Source organism: Enterobacter asburiae (genome assembly GCF_024599655.1).
Classification (GTDB): domain Bacteria; phylum Pseudomonadota; class Gammaproteobacteria; order Enterobacterales; family Enterobacteriaceae; genus Enterobacter; species Enterobacter asburiae_D.
This window is the reverse complement of sequence record NZ_CP102247.1, coordinates 3,828,565-3,844,622: the sequence shown is the minus strand read 5'-3', so window position 1 is coordinate 3,844,622 and position 16,058 is coordinate 3,828,565. Positions and strand designations below refer to the sequence as shown.

Below are 16,058 nucleotides of genomic sequence, written 5' to 3'. Positions count from 1 at the left end.
TTTGTCACGCTTTGAGCGCCTGCTCGACTTCGAAGCGGTTGGTCATTTTACTGTCTATTTTGACGTAAGCGCTGCGCTCTTCCGGGACGATGAGCACATCCGTCACGCCTTCTTTGGCTTCCAGACGCTGTTTCAGCGCATCGCTAATTTCCACATCATCCGGGATTTCTACCCGCAGGCTGCTGACGTAGCGCGGCTCTTTCATGGTGCTGGCGACCAGCAGCCAGACTGTCGCCAATAGCGCACCGGCGAGAAATACGGTTTGTGAATCAAACAGGCCGTCCACCCAGCCGCCGAGCGAGCCGCCGATCGCCACGCCGAGAAACTGGCTGGTGGAGTAGATACCCATCGCCGTACCTTTATACCCGGCGGGGGACTCTTTGCTGATCAGCGACGGCAACAGCGCTTCCATCAGGTTAAAGGCCAGGAAGAACAGCTGTACGCCAGCAATCAGTTCCCAAAAGTGCGGTCCGGCACCCCAGAGCACAATTTCGGCAATCAGCAGTACCGCCACGCAGCCCACGAAGACGCGCTTCATTTTGCGCTTCACTTCGGCGTAGATGATGAACGGCACGACGGAGACAAACGAAATCAGCATCGTGACCAGATAGATTTTCCAGTGCTCAGCCGCCGGGAAACCCGCTGCGGCAAGCTGGCCGGGCAGGGCGACAAAGGTCGACATCAGCAGGATATGCAGGCACATAATGCCAAAATTCAGCTTCAGCAGGCGCGGCTCGACAATCACTTTGCTGAAGCAGCCTTTTACCATCCCCGACTCACGGTTCAGGACGTGGTTCTTGCTGTCCGGCACGACCCACAGGGTTAAGGCAATGCCGATGGTCGCCAGCACGGCAATCATCCAGAACAGGGCGTGCAGACCCAATGTGTGGGTAATGATGGGGCCCAGCACCATCGCAATCGCAAACGTCACGCCAAAGCTCACGCCGATGAACGCCATCGCTTTGGTGCGGTTCTGCTCGCGGGTTAAGTCTGACAGCAGAGCCATCACCGCGGCGGCAATCGCGCCGGAGCCCTGCAGAGCGCGACCGAGAATAATCCCCCAGATGGAGTGGGAGAGGGCGGCAATCACGCTTCCGAGCACAAAGACCAGCAGCCCGCCGACGATCAGCGGCTTTCGACCCACCCGGTCAGAGAGCAGGCCAAACGGGATCTGGAATACCGCCTGCGCCAGGCCGTAGATGCCGATCGCGAGTCCAATCAGCGCCTCGCTGGCCCCCTGCAGCGCCATACCGTACGTGGTCAGAACAGGCAGGACCATAAACATGCCAAGCATCCGTAGCGAGAAGACAGTCCCTAAGCCCCAGGTCGCGCGTAGCTCGCCCGGCGTCATTTTATAATCGTTCATTACCACCTCAGTTCAAAAGCAGGCACTAGTTTAGGCGGGGTGTTAATTGCGGTAAATAGGTGTTTGTTTAAGAGATATTACCATCGTGCAAAACCGCGTCGGGTGGCGGCGATGCCTTACCCGACCTACCGATCCCGTAGGCCCGTGCAAGCGTAGCGCCGCCGGGCAAAAAAAAAGCCAGGTGATTAACCTGGCTTTTTCAATTCAGCACGCTTACCAGACGTAAGTCAGCAGGTTGTGTGAATCTGGCACCATAAAGTCCACGGACATCATCACGGACAGCGAGGTGATGGCCACAATCGAGAACACAAACAGTTTGCGCGCCCAGACTTTGTCATCTTCCACTTTGTAACCGCGCAGCGCCATACCGAGCCACCAGACGCTCACCGCAGCGGCTACCGCCAGATATTTGTATCCGGCGTAACCACCCAGAGAGAGCATCAGCGTTGCCACAGCAAAGGCGATGATGTACAGCGTGATGTGGTTCTTGGCAACCGAAATGCCCTTCACGACCGGCAGAACCGGGATGTTCGCTGCCTGATAATCCTTAAAGCGGAAAATCGCGATGGCATAAGAGTGCGGCATCTGCCACAGGCTAAAGATAGCCAGCAGGATCAGCGCACCGCTGTCGAACTCGTTCGTGACCGCGCAGTAGCCAATCACCGGCGGCGCAGCGCCGGAGAGAGAACCAATCAGCGTGCCGTAGACGGAGTGGCGTTTCATATACAGGCTGTAGACGCCCACATACACCACGAACCCCATCACCCCCAGCCAGCAGGCCAGCGGGTTAGCACCAAACCACAGCAGCATAAAGCCAGCAATACCCAGCAAGGTGGCGTACACCAGCGAGACGGAAGGGGCGATCAGGCCTTTCACCAGCACCCGATTTTTGGTCCTTTCCATCTTCTTGTCGATATCCATGTCGATGTAGTTGTTAAATACACAACCGGACGCAACAACCAGTGACACACCGACCAGCGTGTAGATAAAGAGGGTGTAATCAATGCTGCCCTTAGAGGCCAGCAGGAACCCTCCGATCACGGAGATCAGGTTGCCAAAGATGATGCCTGGTTTCGTTACTTGCAGGTATTGCTTAAACATACTCGCCGCTCTTAGTGAACCATCATGTTGTAGTTGAGGTTCCACATAATCCAGATGGAACCGACTACCAGGATAGCGATGATAATCACGGTAAAGATAAAGGCGGTCATATTCCAGCCTTCATCGGACTTGGTGTTCATGTGCAGGAAGCAAACCAGATGCACCAGAATCTGAATCACCGCGGTTACCAGGATTGCACCCAGAATAACCGGCTTAGACGCAGAACCGCTCATCACCATCCAGAACGGGATCACCGTCAGGATGATCGACAGGATGAAACCTGTCATGTAGGTTTTTACGCTACCGTGGGAAGCGCCATGATCGTTTGAATGACTCATTACATCGCCCCCATCAGATATACAACAGAGAACACACAGATCCACACCACGTCCAGGAAGTGCCAGAACAGGCTCAGGCACATGATACGGGTACGGTTAGTGCTGGTCAGGCCGCGACGGGATACCTGGAACATCAGTACCGCCATCCAGATCAGACCAGAGGTGACGTGCAGACCGTGGGTACCCACCAGCGCGAAGAACGCTGACAGGAAGCCACTGCGATCTGGACCGAAACCTTCCAGAATCAGGTGATGGAATTCATAGATTTCCATCCCGATAAATCCAGCACCAAACAGCCAGGTCAACGCCAGCCAGGAAACAACCTGGCTCTTGTTGTTTTTGTACATGGCGATAGCCGCCATGCCGTAGGTGATGGAGCTGAATAACAGCAGTGCGGTTTCAACCAGAACGAACGGCAGTTCAAAGATATCCTTGCCAGCCGGGCCACCCGCCGTGCCGTTCACCAGAACGGCATAGGTCGCGAACAGACAGCAGAACAGAATGCAGTCGCTCATCAGGTAGATCCAGAAACCGAAGACTTTGGTCGGTCCTGTATCGTGGTGCGCATGTTCATGCGCGTGGGCAGTTGAGTGCGCCAGAGTATCAGTTGCCATTTTTCAGCCCCGCTTTAGAAATCTCGTCGAAATGCTGATTTTCCAGCTTCTCAACTTCACGGACTGGTACGTAGTAGTCCACGTCCTCGTCAAAGCTCTTCACAATCCAGCTGATTACGATGCCGGCGAAGCCAACAATCGCCATCCACCAGATGTGCCAGATCATTGCGAAACCAAATACCGTTGCGAAGGCGGCAATGACAATGCCCGCACCGCTGTTTTTCGGCATGTGGATCTCTTCGTAATGAGCTGGTTGCTTGTACGCTTCACCTTTCTCTTTCATTTCCCAGAATGCGTCGCGCTCATGAACCTGCGGCACGATGGCAAAGTTATAGAAAGGAGGTGGAGAAGAGGTTGCCCACTCCAGCGTACGGCCACCCCACGGGTCACCGGTCAGGTCACGGTTCTGGTCGCGGTCGCGAATAGACACGTAGAACTGAATCAGCTGAGACGCGATACCACAGGCAATCAGCACGGCGCCGCCCGCTGCAACCATCAGCATTGGGTGGAACTGCGGATCGATCTGCTGGCTCAGACGACGGGTCATACCCATGAAGCCCAGCACGTACAGCGGCATAAATGCGACGAAGAAGCCGATGATCCAGAACCAGAACGCGCGTTTACCCCATTTTTCGTTCAGCGTGAAGCCGAACGCTTTTGGCCACCAGTAGGTTACGCCAGCGAAGCAGCCGAAGACCACGCCACCGATGATAACGTTATGGAAGTGCGCAATCAGGAACAGGCTGTTGTGCAGAACGAAGTCAGCACCTGGTACCGCCAGCAGTACGCCGGTCATCCCACCTACGGAGAAGGTCACGATGAAGCCGATGGTCCACAGCATCGCTGAGTGGAACACGATACGGCCCTGGTACATGGTGAACAGCCAGTTGAAGATCTTAACCCCGGTAGGGATGGCGATAATCATGGTGGTGATACCGAAGAAGGCGTTTACGTTCGCGCCCGCACCCATGGTGAAGAAGTGGTGCAGCCAAACGATGAACGACAGAACGGTAATACACACGGTTGCCCACACCAGAGAGGTGTAACCAAACAGACGTTTACGCGAGAAGGTTGCCGCGATTTCGGAGAACACACCGAACACAGGCAGAACCAGAATGTACACTTCCGGGTGACCCCAGGCCCAAATCAGGTTGATGTACATCATCATGTTGCCACCCATATCATTCGTGAAGAAATGGGTGCCCAGGTAGCGGTCCAGGGTCAGCAGCGCGATGGTGACGGTCAGAATTGGGAAGGAGGCAATAATCAGGATGTTGGCGCACAGAGATGCCCAGGTAAATACCGGCATCTTGAACATGGTCATGCCAGGGGCACGCATCTTGATAATGGTCACGAAGAAGTTGATACCGGTCAGGGTAGTACCGACACCGGAGAGCTGAAGCGCCCAAATCCAGTAGTCGACGCCAACGCCCGGACTGTACTCAATTCCTGACAGCGGCGGGTACGCCAGCCAGCCGGTCTGCGCGAATTCGCCCACACCCAGTGACAGGTTAACCAGGATAACGCCGACAACCGTGAACCAGAAGCTCAGGTTGTTCAGGAACGGGAACGCCACGTCGCGCGCGCCGATTTGCAGCGGAACGACAACGTTCATCAGACCGATAACCAGCGGCATCGCCACGAAGAAGATCATGATAACGCCGTGGGCGGTAAAGATCTGGTCGTAGTGGTGCGGTGGCAGGAAGCCGGCTTCACCCGCAGAAGCGAGTGCCTGCTGGCTACGCATCATGATCGCATCCGCAAAGCCACGAATTAACATGACGATACCGACGATGCAGTACATGATACCGAGTTTTTTGTGGTCAACCGAAGTCAGCCACTCGTTCCACAGGTAGCTCCACTTACCGAAGTAAGTGATCAGGGCCAGTAAGGCCGCGCCACCAATGATAATTGCAGCCACCGTAACCACGATAATCGGTTCATGGTAGGGCACTGCATCCAGTGTCAATTTTCCGAACATTTTCTTCCTCGGCCCCTTAGTGAGCGGTTTCCGCGTGGCTCATGTCCATGCCTTCCATACCTTCGTGCGCGCTGTGCTCGCCTTCAGGCTGGGTCATGTCCATGCTCTTGCCGTGATCCATAAATTTGCCAATAACGTCTTTGAACAAATCTGGTTTCACATTAGAGAAGTACTCCACCTTGTTGTATTCGCTAGGTGCAGCCACTTTTTCGAACGCCGCCATGTCAGACATGGTGTTTGGAGACTGCTTCGCTTTTTCAACCCACTGGTCGAAAGCGGCACGGTCCGGCGTCGCAATAGCTTTGAACTTCATACCTGAGAAGCCCGGGCCGCTATAGCTGGCGGAGATACCATCATAGGTGCCTGCTTCATTCGCGATCAGGTGCAGGTTAGTCTGCATACCGGCCATCGCGTAAATCTGGCTACCCAGACGTGGGATGAAGAAGGAGTTCATTACGGAGTTGGAGGTCACTTTGAACTGAACCGGAGTGTTCGCCGGGAAGGCGATTTCATTCACGGTAGCAATACCCTGCTCTGGATAGATGAAGAACCATTTCCAGTCCATGGAGACCACTTCAATGGTAATAGGTTTCTCATCGTGAACCAGCGGTTTGCTTGGCTCAAGTGCGTGAGTGGTTTTCCAGGTCAGTACGGCAAGGAACAGGATGATCAGAATAGGTACCGTCCAGACCACAGCTTCCACTTTATTGGAGTGTGACCAGTTAGGGCTATACTTCGCATCTTTATTGCTCGCACGGTACTTCCAGGCGAAACCAACAGCCATCAAAATGGCAGGAATAACCACAATCAACATCAGGCCAAAAGCCGTCAATATCAGTGAACGTTGTTCCAGTCCAATCTGTCCTTTGGGGTCTAGTAGTGCAGAATCGCAGCCACTGAGTAATACAGTGCCCGCGAATAATGACAACCATCCCAAACTTTTATTGTATTTCCCGAGTCTCATTTAACGACCTCAATTCCACGGAGTCTGGTGGCGTTTAAAGTGTGCGGGCATTTTACGGGAAGGTTACATTACTGTAAACATCATTAGGCCTGTGTCAGGAAGGTGTTACTGGGTTCTGCCGCACATGTCACAAGTGTTGCAAATTATGTCGGTTTTTATGACCGAAGCCGCATGGCGTGGGCTTTATAACGAAAGGACCCCCAAGCATACCCTAAAAGGGACAATTGGTATAACCATTGTTGAAAATAAACAAAAAATTAACAATTAATTATCAATAAAAAGACATCTAAAAAACGAAAAATCAAACTCTCGCATGCTGAATCGTTTAATGAAAAATAGCGTTTTGGAATGGGAGCCAATAATTTCCAAATCCTATCCCGCACAAAACAACAAATATTTTTTTTAGCGGCTGGTGGCTATTTCGCCGTTATAATTTCGCTTAGTGATTACAACGGGAAATAACCTTTCGCATTTTTCTTCAGGTCATCTGCGTTTTACGCAACGCCATGAAATCGAGCAGACCCCCGGTCAGGATCCCGGCGATAGCCAGCAGGGCGCCTGCATCCAGCAGAAGGGCTTCGAAGGGGAGTGCCAGTGACGTGATGGCATTAATAATGAGCACCACCAGCCAGAGTGCGAGAGCCGCGCAGCCCACCATTAACAGACGTAACGCAAACCGGTAGGCGCGGTGATATTCGATGCGCGGCATAAAGTGTTCTGTCCGCTGGGTATATTCCAGCGTCTGACGGCAGACCAGCAGCAATAAAATTCCCGGCACGGCAGCCACGACCGAGAAGAGATAAAATGTTGGCCAGCCGTGGGCTTCCACGAACCAGCCGGCAATCGGTCCAACGTACACCCGGCCAACGGCGGAGAGCGCCGAGAGCAGCGCGAACTGGGTAGCGGAAAACGACTTGTTGCACAGGGTCATCAGCAGGGCAACAAACGCCGCTGTGCCCATACCGCCGCAGAGGTTTTCGAAGAACACCGCCGAGGCCATGCTGATCGTATGTTTGTCGGTAATCGACAGCAGCCAGTAGCCTGCGTTAGAGGCGCCCTGAAGGATGCCAAAAATCAGCAGCGCGCGAAACAGCGTCAGGCGCTGCATCAGTACGCCGCCATAAAGTGCGCCGACGATGGTCGCAAACAGCCCCAGCGTTTTATTCACCACGCCGACTTCACCCGCGTCAAAACCGACGCCCCGGATCAGGAAGGTGGTGGTCAGGCTCATGGCAAAGGCATCGCCCAGCTTATAAAGGACGATAAGCAACAGGATCAGCCAGGCGTTGTTGCGGCCAAAGAAGTCGCGAAGCGGTTCGGCGACGGCCTGCTCAAGCGAGCGGGGAACCGGGATGACGTCACTCGGTTCGGGCGCGAACAGCGTCGCGATAATGCAGGGGATCAGCAGGGCGGCCATCAGCCAGTACATGCCCTGCCAGCCGAGGTAACGGTCGGCGAGCCACAGCGCCAGCCCGCCGGAGACCAGCATCCCGAGGCGATAGCCCAGCACGCTGATTGCCGCACCGGCGCCGCGCTCTTCCGCAGGTAGCACGTCCGTCTTCCAGGCATCGAACACGATATCCTGAGAGGCGGAGCAGAAGGCAATCACTACCGCAAGCGCCGCCATCCAGCGAAGCTGCGTGGTAGGTTCAAGAAAACCCATCGCCGCAATGGCCAGCAGTAGCAGGATCTGCGTCATCACTAACCAGCCGCGTCGACGCCCGAGGAAAGGCGGCGTATAGCGATCCATGACCGGGGACCACAGGAACTTAAAGACATAGGCCTGGCCCACAAGCGAGAAGAAACCAATCGTTTTAAGATCGATGTTCTCAACCGTCATCCATGCCTGAAGCGTGCCGGAAGTGAGTGCGAGGGGTAAACCCGAGGCGAAGCCGAGGATCAGCAGGATAGCTGATTTCGGTTGCTGGAAAATGCGTAAGTAATGGCTGGACATGTTCTTATAAAACTGACCCGGTGATACACCGGGTCAGCGAGCGGGATTAACGCGCGTTCTGCTTGATGAAGTCGTGAATGCTGGTGTCCTGCGCCATATCGGCGATGGTGTCGGTCAGCACGCTGTTCACGGCGTTAGCAATGTTCTGGTTGGAGGCCTGGAACGCACCTTCAACAGAGTAGCTGGCGCGGTAGTTTTTGGTCATCTTGTTGCCATTCTTCGCGGTGGCAATGATGGCGATATCCGCTTTGGTCGCGATGTTGTAGCGCACGTTGCCCTGAGACACGTCAGCGTACAGGTTGTTCACGATGATCTGCAGATCGACCGCGCCGCTTGGGCCAATCATGTAGCCGCGAGCGGTCATCTGTTTCTCCAGCACTTCCTGGAGCAGGAAGCGCAGGTCGCGGGACGCGGTGAGGGTAACCTGCTGGTTGTCTCGGGTCACTTTTGCCAGCGCCTGGTCCTGACGCTGATCGGCACCGTTAATGCTCACGGTGACGCCCATCAGGCTTGGGTCCTGCTGAGGGAGGGTGATTTTTGGTGAGACATCAATAGTGGTAGGCGGAGTAGCACAGCCTGCCAGCATAAAAAGGGCTACCAACGGAAAGAAGAGTTTTTTTAACATTTTCGGGTTCTCAACGAATCGTAAGCATATAAAGAGAAAAATTGCCGCCATCATAACATCGCCAACGGCGAGGGGAAGTGGTCAACGCATGTAAATTCATCGCCTTGTCCGAAAACTGACCAGTTCACCGTTTTTCCCAATCCGTGTATGACAAAACGTATGAGCCTCACAGTGAACTTCATTCGTTTGAATGAGAAAATCAGACGAAAGCTAAATATTTGTTGTCAAGGTGTAATGGAAACGGTAAAAGCGGCTAACATTTAAAGGGATGGGTGACATCCTGGCGTTGTCGGAGGAGTAATTTCATGATGATACGTGAGCATATAGAAGATAAATTAAGGGCAGCGTTCAACCCTGTGTTCCTCGAAGTCGTCGACGAAAGCTATCGTCATAACGTACCGGCAGGTTCTGAAAGCCACTTTAAAGTGGTTCTGGTTAGCGATCGCTTCACGGGAGAACGTTTCCTGAATCGACACCGCTTGATCTACAGCACCTTGACGGAAGAGCTCTCCACGACCGTGCATGCGCTGGCACTGCATACCTATACCATTAAGGAATGGGAAGGCTTGCAGGATACGGTTTTCGCATCGCCGCCCTGTCGCGGTGCAGGCACTATCGCCTGATAAATCGGATTTGCAACGGCTGGAGCTTTTCCAGTATGTTGCTTACAGATTTCCTCAAAACGGCCTCCGGGCCGTTTTGTTTTGTCTGAGTTTTGAGCGGATGGTGCGATTTTAAGGCTAAAAATAGCCTTAAAGTGTGAAAAAAGCCGCAGCAACATGCCCCAACCGTTCTCGACTCACCTAAGTGATGCCGCTATAATGCCGCGTCTTATTGAATGTCTTCGGGATGATTCTGGCGACAGGGAATGTGAATCTGCACTAAGAGAGCATCCCGGTATAACAGACAGATTCAGAGTTGACCGAGCACTGTGATTTTTTTGAGGTAACAAGATGCAAGTTTCAGTTGAAACCACTCAAGGCCTTGGCCGCCGTGTAACGATTACTATCGCTGCTGACAGCATCGAAACTGCTGTGAAAAGCGAGCTGGTCAACGTAGCAAAAAAAGTACGTATTGACGGCTTCCGCAAGGGCAAAGTACCAATGAATGTTGTTGCTCAGCGTTATGGCGCTTCCGTGCGTCAGGATGTGCTGGGTGAACTGATGAGCCGTAACTTTATTGATGCGATCATCAAAGAAAAAATCAATCCGGCCGGCGCGCCGAACTACGTTCCAGGCGAATACAAACTGGGCGAAGACTTCACCTACTCCGTAGATTTCGAAGTGTACCCGGAAGTTGAGCTGAAAGGTCTGGAATCTATCGAAGTTGAAAAACCAGTTGTTTCCGTGACTGACGAAGACGTTGACGGCATGCTGGATACCCTGCGCAAGCAGCAGGCGAACTGGAAAGAGAAAGAAGGCGCTGTTGACGCTGAAGACCGTGTCACCATCGACTTCACCGGTTCTGTAGACGGCGAAGAGTTCGAAGGCGGTAAAGCGTCTGACTTCGTACTGGCGATGGGCCAGGGTCGTATGATCCCAGGCTTCGAAGACGGTATCAAAGGCCACAAGGCTGGCGAAGAGTTCACCATCGACGTGACCTTCCCGGAAGAGTACCACGCTGAAAACCTGAAAGGGAAAGCAGCGAAGTTCGCTATCAACCTGAAGAAAGTTGAAGAGCGCGAACTGCCAGAACTGACTGAAGAATTCATCAAGCGTTTCGGCGTGGAAGATGGTTCCGTAGCGGGTCTGCGTACCGAAGTGCGTAAGAACATGGAACGCGAACTGAACGGCGCGGTGCGTAACCGTGTGAAATCTCAGGCGATCGAAGGTCTGGTGAAAGCCAACGAAATCGACGTTCCAGCTGCCCTGATCGACAGCGAAATCGACGTTCTGCGCCGTCAGGCTGCACAGCGTTTCGGTGGCAACCAGCAGCAAGCGATGGAACTGCCACGCGAGCTGTTCGAAGAGCAAGCGAAACGCCGCGTTGTTGTTGGCCTGCTGCTGGGCGAAGTGATTCGTACCCACGAGCTGAAAGCTGACGAAGAGCGTGTTAAGGGCCTGATCGAAGAGATGGCTTCTGCATATGAAGATCCATCAGAAGTTGTTGAGTTCTACGGTAAGAACAAAGAGCTGATGGACAACATGCGCAACGTTGCCCTGGAAGAGCAGGCTGTTGAAGCGGTACTGGCGAAAGCGAAAGTGACCGAAAAAGCGACCTCTTTCAACGAACTGATGAACCAGCAGGCGTAATTTCGCCCCAAAGGTTTAAAGTTTGAACAGAAAACCCGTTGCCTTGCGGCAGCGGGTTTTTTTTATCGCAGCGATAGCCCAGGAAGAGTGCTAAAACGCCCTTTCGGTGTTAGCGTAACAACAAAAGGTTGTTATGCTTGAAATAGGGCACTGTGAACCCCATAAGTACGTAATCACGATGAATGAGACTGGCTGATAATCCGTCCGTAAGGTTACAATCAGTACAGCAGGTGTTTTCAATTTTGATCCAGGAGACGGAAATGTCATACAGTGGCGAACGAGATAACTTTGCACCCCATATGGCTCTGGTGCCAATGGTTATTGAACAGACCTCACGTGGTGAGCGTTCTTTTGATATCTATTCCCGTCTGCTCAAGGAACGCGTTATCTTTCTGACCGGCCAGGTGGAAGACCACATGGCTAACCTGATCGTGGCGCAGATGCTGTTTCTGGAAGCGGAAAACCCGGAAAAAGACATTTACCTGTACATCAACTCCCCGGGTGGCGTGATTACAGCAGGAATGTCTATTTATGACACCATGCAATTCATCAAGCCTGATGTAAGCACTATCTGTATGGGTCAGGCTGCATCGATGGGCGCGTTCCTGTTAACAGCAGGGGCGAAAGGTAAGCGTTTCTGCTTGCCAAATTCCCGCGTGATGATTCACCAGCCGCTGGGCGGTTACCAGGGGCAGGCGACGGATATCGAAATCCACGCCCGCGAAATTCTGAAAGTAAAAGCGCGCATGAATGAACTTATGGCGCAGCATACGGGTCAACCACTCGAGCAGATCGAGCGCGATACCGAGCGCGATCGCTTCCTCTCTGCTCCAGAGGCAGTTGAGTACGGCTTAGTCGACTCCGTGTTGACCCATCGTAATTGATGCCCGCGACGCGAGTGTGCCGCTATACTAAGGTAGGGCGGCACGCTGCTGATTGCAGCTTGCGTCTTAGAATGGCATTTGCGTCGTCATGTGCGGCACAAAGAACTTAAAAAGAGGTTTGGACTCATGACAGATAAACGCAAAGATGGTTCGGGCAAACTGCTGTACTGCTCTTTTTGCGGCAAAAGCCAGCATGAAGTGCGTAAACTGATTGCCGGGCCGTCCGTGTATATCTGCGACGAATGTGTCGATTTATGTAACGACATCATTCGCGAAGAGATTAAAGAAGTCGCACCGCACCGTGAGCGCAGCGCGCTGCCAACGCCGCATGAAATTCGTCATCACCTTGACGACTACGTCATCGGACAGGAGCAGGCCAAGAAAGTGCTGGCGGTAGCGGTCTATAACCACTACAAACGTCTGCGTAACGGCGACACCAGCAATGGCGTAGAACTGGGTAAAAGTAACATTCTGCTGATCGGCCCAACCGGTTCCGGTAAAACGCTACTGGCTGAAACCCTGGCGCGCCTGCTTGATGTTCCGTTCACGATGGCGGATGCCACCACCCTGACCGAGGCCGGTTATGTGGGTGAGGACGTCGAAAACATCATCCAGAAACTGCTGCAGAAGTGCGATTACGACGTACAGAAAGCCCAGCGCGGGATTGTTTACATCGATGAGATCGACAAGATCTCCCGTAAATCAGACAACCCGTCCATCACCCGTGACGTATCGGGTGAAGGCGTACAGCAGGCACTGCTGAAGCTGATTGAAGGTACGGTTGCCGCCGTTCCGCCACAGGGTGGTCGTAAACATCCGCAGCAGGAGTTCCTGCAGGTTGATACCTCCAAGATCCTGTTCATCTGTGGCGGTGCGTTTGCTGGTCTGGACAAAGTTATCTCCCACCGTGTTGAAACCGGCTCCGGCATTGGTTTTGGCGCAACGGTGAAATCGACGTCTGAAAAACCGAACGAAGGCGAACTGCTGTCTCAGGTTGAACCGGAAGATCTGATCAAATTCGGTCTGATCCCTGAATTCATCGGCCGTCTGCCGGTGGTGGCAACGCTGAACGAGCTGAGCGAAGACGCGCTGATCCAGATCCTGAAAGAGCCGAAAAATGCGCTGACCAAGCAGTATCAGGCGCTGTTCAATCTGGAAGGCGTTGATCTGGAATTCCGCGACGAAGCGCTGGATGCCATTGCCAAGAAAGCGATGATCCGTAAAACCGGTGCCCGTGGTCTGCGTTCAATTGTTGAAGCGGCACTGCTCGACACCATGTACGATCTGCCGTCGATGGAAGACGTTGAAAAAGTGGTGATTGACGAGTCCGTCATTAGCGGTCAAACCAAGCCGCTGCTGATTTACGGCAAGCCGGAAGCTCAGCAGGCATCTGGCGAATAATTCACCAAATCATACAAGCAGTTAATCAAAAAGGGGGGATTTTATCTCCCCTTTACTTTTTCCGTATTCATAGCGTTGAATGTGTGGCAAACATCCCCATATACTGGATACATGTTAATGGTTATGTGAAGCACAGTGACATGACCAGCTTACCTGGCGGACACTAACTAAGAGAGAGCTCTATGAATCCTGAGCGTTCTGAACGCATTGAAATCCCCGTATTGCCGTTGCGCGATGTGGTGGTTTATCCGCACATGGTCATACCCTTATTTGTAGGGCGGGAAAAATCTATCCGTTGCCTCGAAGCCGCCATGGATCATGATAAAAAAATCATGCTGGTGGCGCAGAAAGAAGCATCAACGGATGAGCCGGGTGTAAACGATCTTTTCACCGTCGGGACCGTGGCCTCTATTTTGCAGATGCTGAAGCTGCCTGACGGCACCGTGAAGGTGCTGGTAGAAGGCCTGCAGCGTGCGCGTATCACCACTCTGTCAGACGACGGCGAGCACTTCTCTGCGAAGGCAGAGTACCTTGATTCGCCTGAGCTTGACGAGCGCGAGCAGGAAGTGCTGGTGCGCACCGCGATTAGCCAGTTTGAAGGCTATATCAAGCTGAACAAGAAAATCCCACCAGAAGTGCTGACGTCGCTGAACAGCATCGACGATCCTGCGCGTCTGGCGGACACCATCGCTGCCCATATGCCGCTGAAGCTGGCTGACAAACAGTCCGTGCTGGAAATGTCAGACGTTAACGAACGTCTGGAATACCTGATGGCGATGATGGAGTCTGAAATCGATCTGCTGCAGGTTGAGAAGCGTATTCGCAACCGCGTGAAAAAGCAGATGGAGAAATCTCAGCGTGAGTACTATCTGAATGAGCAAATGAAGGCCATTCAGAAAGAACTGGGCGAGATGGACGATGCGCCGGACGAAAACGAAGCGCTGAAGCGTAAGATCGACGCGGCGAAGATGCCGAAAGAGGCGAAAGAGAAAGCCGAAGCAGAACTGCAGAAGCTGAAAATGATGTCTCCAATGTCGGCTGAAGCGACCGTTGTACGCGGCTACATTGAGTGGATGGTGCAGGTTCCGTGGAACGCCCGCAGCAAGGTCAAAAAAGACCTGCGTCAGGCGCAGGAAATCCTGGATACCGACCACTACGGCCTGGAACGCGTGAAAGACCGCATTCTTGAGTACCTCGCGGTACAAAGCCGTGTAAACAAAATCAAAGGCCCAATTCTGTGCCTGGTAGGACCGCCGGGGGTGGGTAAAACCTCTCTGGGTCAGTCCATCGCCAAAGCGACCGGACGCAAGTATATCCGTATGGCGCTGGGTGGCGTACGCGATGAAGCGGAAATCCGCGGTCACCGCCGTACCTACATCGGTTCTATGCCGGGTAAACTGATCCAGAAGATGGCGAAAGTAGGGGTTAAAAACCCGCTGTTCCTGCTCGATGAGATCGACAAGATGTCGTCGGACATGCGCGGTGACCCTGCGTCTGCACTGCTGGAAGTGCTTGATCCAGAACAGAACGTGGCGTTCAGCGATCACTACCTGGAAGTGGACTACGACCTGAGCGATGTGATGTTCGTGGCGACCTCCAACTCCATGAACATTCCGGCCCCGCTGCTGGACCGTATGGAAGTGATCCGTCTCTCCGGTTATACCGAAGATGAGAAGCTGAACATTGCTAAGCAGCACCTGCTGCCGAAACAGATTGAGCGTAACGCGCTGAAAGCCAACGAGCTGACCGTCGAGGACAGCGCGATTATCGGCATCATTCGTTACTACACCCGTGAAGCGGGCGTGCGTAGTCTTGAGCGTGAAATCTCTAAACTGTGTCGTAAAGCGGTGAAACAGCTGCTGCTGGATAAGAGCCTGAAGCACATTGTGATTAACGGCGACAATCTGCATGCGTACCTGGGCGTTCAGCGCTTTGACTACGGTCGCGCGGATAACGAAAACCGCGTTGGTCAGGTGACCGGCCTGGCATGGACGGAAGTGGGCGGCGATCTGCTGACCATCGAAACCGCCTGTGTGCCGGGCAAAGGCAAGCTGACCTACACCGGCTCGCTGGGTGAAGTGATGCAGGAATCCATCCAGGCGGCGCTGACCGTGGTGCGTGCGCGCGCGGAGAAACTGGGTATCAACACTGATTTCTACGAAAAACGCGACATCCACGTGCACGTTCCGGAAGGGGCGACGCCGAAAGATGGCCCAAGCGCGGGTATTGCCATGTGTACCGCTCTGGTTTCCTGCCTGACAGGGAACCCGGTGCGTGCCGATGTGGCAATGACCGGTGAAATTACGCTGCGTGGTCAGGTTCTGCCGATTGGTGGTTTAAAAGAAAAACTGCTGGCGGCACACCGCGGTGGGATCAAAACCGTATTGATCCCTTACGAAAATAAACGCGATCTGGAAGAGATTCCGGACAACGTGATTGCCGATCTGCAGATCCATCCTGTGAAGCGAATTGAGGAAGTTCTCAGTCTCGCACTGCAGAATGAACCCTCCGGAATGCAGGTTGTAACCGCAAAATAGTGACCTCGCGCAAAGAGCGTCAATAAAAACAAGGCTGGTAA

Annotated in this window: 13 protein-coding genes; 5 read left to right on the top strand and 8 right to left on the bottom strand. The window is 53.4% G+C overall.

The window, feature by feature from the left end:
* Nucleotides 1-4 precede the first annotated feature (4 nt).
* The 8 genes from NQ230_RS18350 to NQ230_RS18315 form a co-directional block, all read right to left on the bottom strand.
* Entirely contained in the window at nt 5-1,366 is a 1,362-nt protein-coding gene (locus NQ230_RS18350) for an MFS transporter (protein WP_121425594.1), read from the bottom strand.
* 213 nt (nt 1,367-1,579) lie between these two features.
* Nucleotides 1,580-2,467, bottom strand: coding sequence for a heme o synthase (gene cyoE, locus NQ230_RS18345; RefSeq protein WP_013095848.1), 888 nt, complete (start codon nt 2,465-2,467; stop codon nt 1,580-1,582).
* An 11-nt stretch (nt 2,468-2,478) separates the two neighbouring features.
* Entirely contained in the window at nt 2,479-2,805 is a 327-nt protein-coding gene (locus NQ230_RS18340; RefSeq protein ID WP_006176899.1) for a cytochrome o ubiquinol oxidase subunit IV, read from the bottom strand.
* On the bottom strand, nt 2,805-3,419 hold the full coding sequence (locus NQ230_RS18335; RefSeq protein WP_023334703.1) for a cytochrome o ubiquinol oxidase subunit III: 615 nt from the start codon (nt 3,417-3,419) through the stop codon (nt 2,805-2,807). The genes NQ230_RS18340 and NQ230_RS18335 overlap by 1 nt, the downstream gene beginning before the upstream one ends.
* Complete coding sequence (gene cyoB / locus NQ230_RS18330) at nt 3,409-5,400, bottom strand: cytochrome o ubiquinol oxidase subunit I (RefSeq protein WP_014168864.1); 1,992 nt, start codon at nt 5,398-5,400, stop codon at nt 3,409-3,411. The genes NQ230_RS18335 and cyoB overlap by 11 nt, the downstream gene beginning before the upstream one ends.
* Nucleotides 5,401-5,416: 16 nt before the next feature.
* Entirely contained in the window at nt 5,417-6,364 is a 948-nt protein-coding gene (gene cyoA / locus NQ230_RS18325; protein ID WP_014882770.1) for a cytochrome o ubiquinol oxidase subunit II, read from the bottom strand.
* Nucleotides 6,365-6,842: 478 nt separating this feature from the next.
* Entirely contained in the window at nt 6,843-8,318 is a 1,476-nt protein-coding gene (ampG, locus tag NQ230_RS18320) for a muropeptide MFS transporter AmpG (RefSeq protein WP_257258548.1), read from the bottom strand.
* Nucleotides 8,319-8,364: 46 nt separating this feature from the next.
* Nucleotides 8,365-8,943 carry a lipoprotein gene (locus NQ230_RS18315; protein ID WP_023310568.1) on the bottom strand — a complete coding sequence of 193 codons (579 nt, stop codon included), beginning with the start codon at nt 8,941-8,943 and terminating at the stop codon, nt 8,365-8,367.
* Nucleotides 8,944-9,248: 305 nt separating this feature from the next.
* Between NQ230_RS18315 and bolA the strand changes: the two genes are divergently transcribed.
* The 5 genes from bolA to lon all read left to right on the top strand — a co-directional run bounded on the left by bolA (nt 9,249) and on the right by lon (nt 16,017).
* Complete coding sequence (gene bolA / locus NQ230_RS18310) at nt 9,249-9,566, top strand: transcriptional regulator BolA (RefSeq protein WP_021241655.1); 318 nt, start codon at nt 9,249-9,251, stop codon at nt 9,564-9,566.
* A gap of 330 nt (nt 9,567-9,896) precedes the next feature.
* Entirely contained in the window at nt 9,897-11,195 is a 1,299-nt protein-coding gene (tig, locus tag NQ230_RS18305) for a trigger factor (protein ID WP_257258546.1), read from the top strand.
* Nucleotides 11,196-11,455: 260 nt separating this feature from the next.
* On the top strand, nt 11,456-12,079 hold the full coding sequence (clpP, locus tag NQ230_RS18300) for an ATP-dependent Clp endopeptidase proteolytic subunit ClpP (RefSeq protein WP_010428105.1): 624 nt from the start codon (nt 11,456-11,458) through the stop codon (nt 12,077-12,079).
* Between the two features lie 126 nt (nt 12,080-12,205).
* The gene (clpX, locus tag NQ230_RS18295; RefSeq protein ID WP_024906819.1) at nt 12,206-13,480 is read left to right on the top strand and encodes an ATP-dependent protease ATP-binding subunit ClpX; all 1,275 of its coding nucleotides are present in this window, start codon (nt 12,206-12,208) and stop codon (nt 13,478-13,480) included.
* Nucleotides 13,481-13,662: 182 nt separating this feature from the next.
* A complete protein-coding gene (gene lon / locus NQ230_RS18290; RefSeq protein ID WP_063144769.1) occupies nt 13,663-16,017 on the top strand; it encodes an endopeptidase La in 2,355 nt (784 codons plus the stop codon).
* Nucleotides 16,018-16,058: the final 41 nt, after the last annotated feature.

Coding starts and splice junctions, on each gene's coding strand:
- NQ230_RS18350 (WP_121425594.1), bottom strand. CDS start 1,366: ATGAACGATTATAAAATGACGCCGGGCGAGCTACGCGCGACCTGGGGC.
- clpP (WP_010428105.1), top strand. CDS start 11,456: ATGTCATACAGTGGCGAACGAGATAACTTTGCACCCCATATGGCTCTG.
- NQ230_RS18340 (WP_006176899.1), bottom strand. CDS start 2,805: ATGAGTCATTCAAACGATCATGGCGCTTCCCACGGTAGCGTAAAAACC.
- tig (WP_257258546.1), top strand. CDS start 9,897: ATGCAAGTTTCAGTTGAAACCACTCAAGGCCTTGGCCGCCGTGTAACG.
- NQ230_RS18315 (WP_023310568.1), bottom strand. CDS start 8,943: ATGTTAAAAAAACTCTTCTTTCCGTTGGTAGCCCTTTTTATGCTGGCA.
- lon (WP_063144769.1), top strand. CDS start 13,663: ATGAATCCTGAGCGTTCTGAACGCATTGAAATCCCCGTATTGCCGTTG.
- cyoB (WP_014168864.1), bottom strand. CDS start 5,400: ATGTTCGGAAAATTGACACTGGATGCAGTGCCCTACCATGAACCGATT.
- ampG (WP_257258548.1), bottom strand. CDS start 8,318: ATGTCCAGCCATTACTTACGCATTTTCCAGCAACCGAAATCAGCTATC.
- cyoE (WP_013095848.1), bottom strand. CDS start 2,467: ATGTTTAAGCAATACCTGCAAGTAACGAAACCAGGCATCATCTTTGGC.
- NQ230_RS18335 (WP_023334703.1), bottom strand. CDS start 3,419: ATGGCAACTGATACTCTGGCGCACTCAACTGCCCACGCGCATGAACAT.
- cyoA (WP_014882770.1), bottom strand. CDS start 6,364: ATGAGACTCGGGAAATACAATAAAAGTTTGGGATGGTTGTCATTATTC.
- bolA (WP_021241655.1), top strand. CDS start 9,249: ATGATGATACGTGAGCATATAGAAGATAAATTAAGGGCAGCGTTCAAC.
- clpX (WP_024906819.1), top strand. CDS start 12,206: ATGACAGATAAACGCAAAGATGGTTCGGGCAAACTGCTGTACTGCTCT.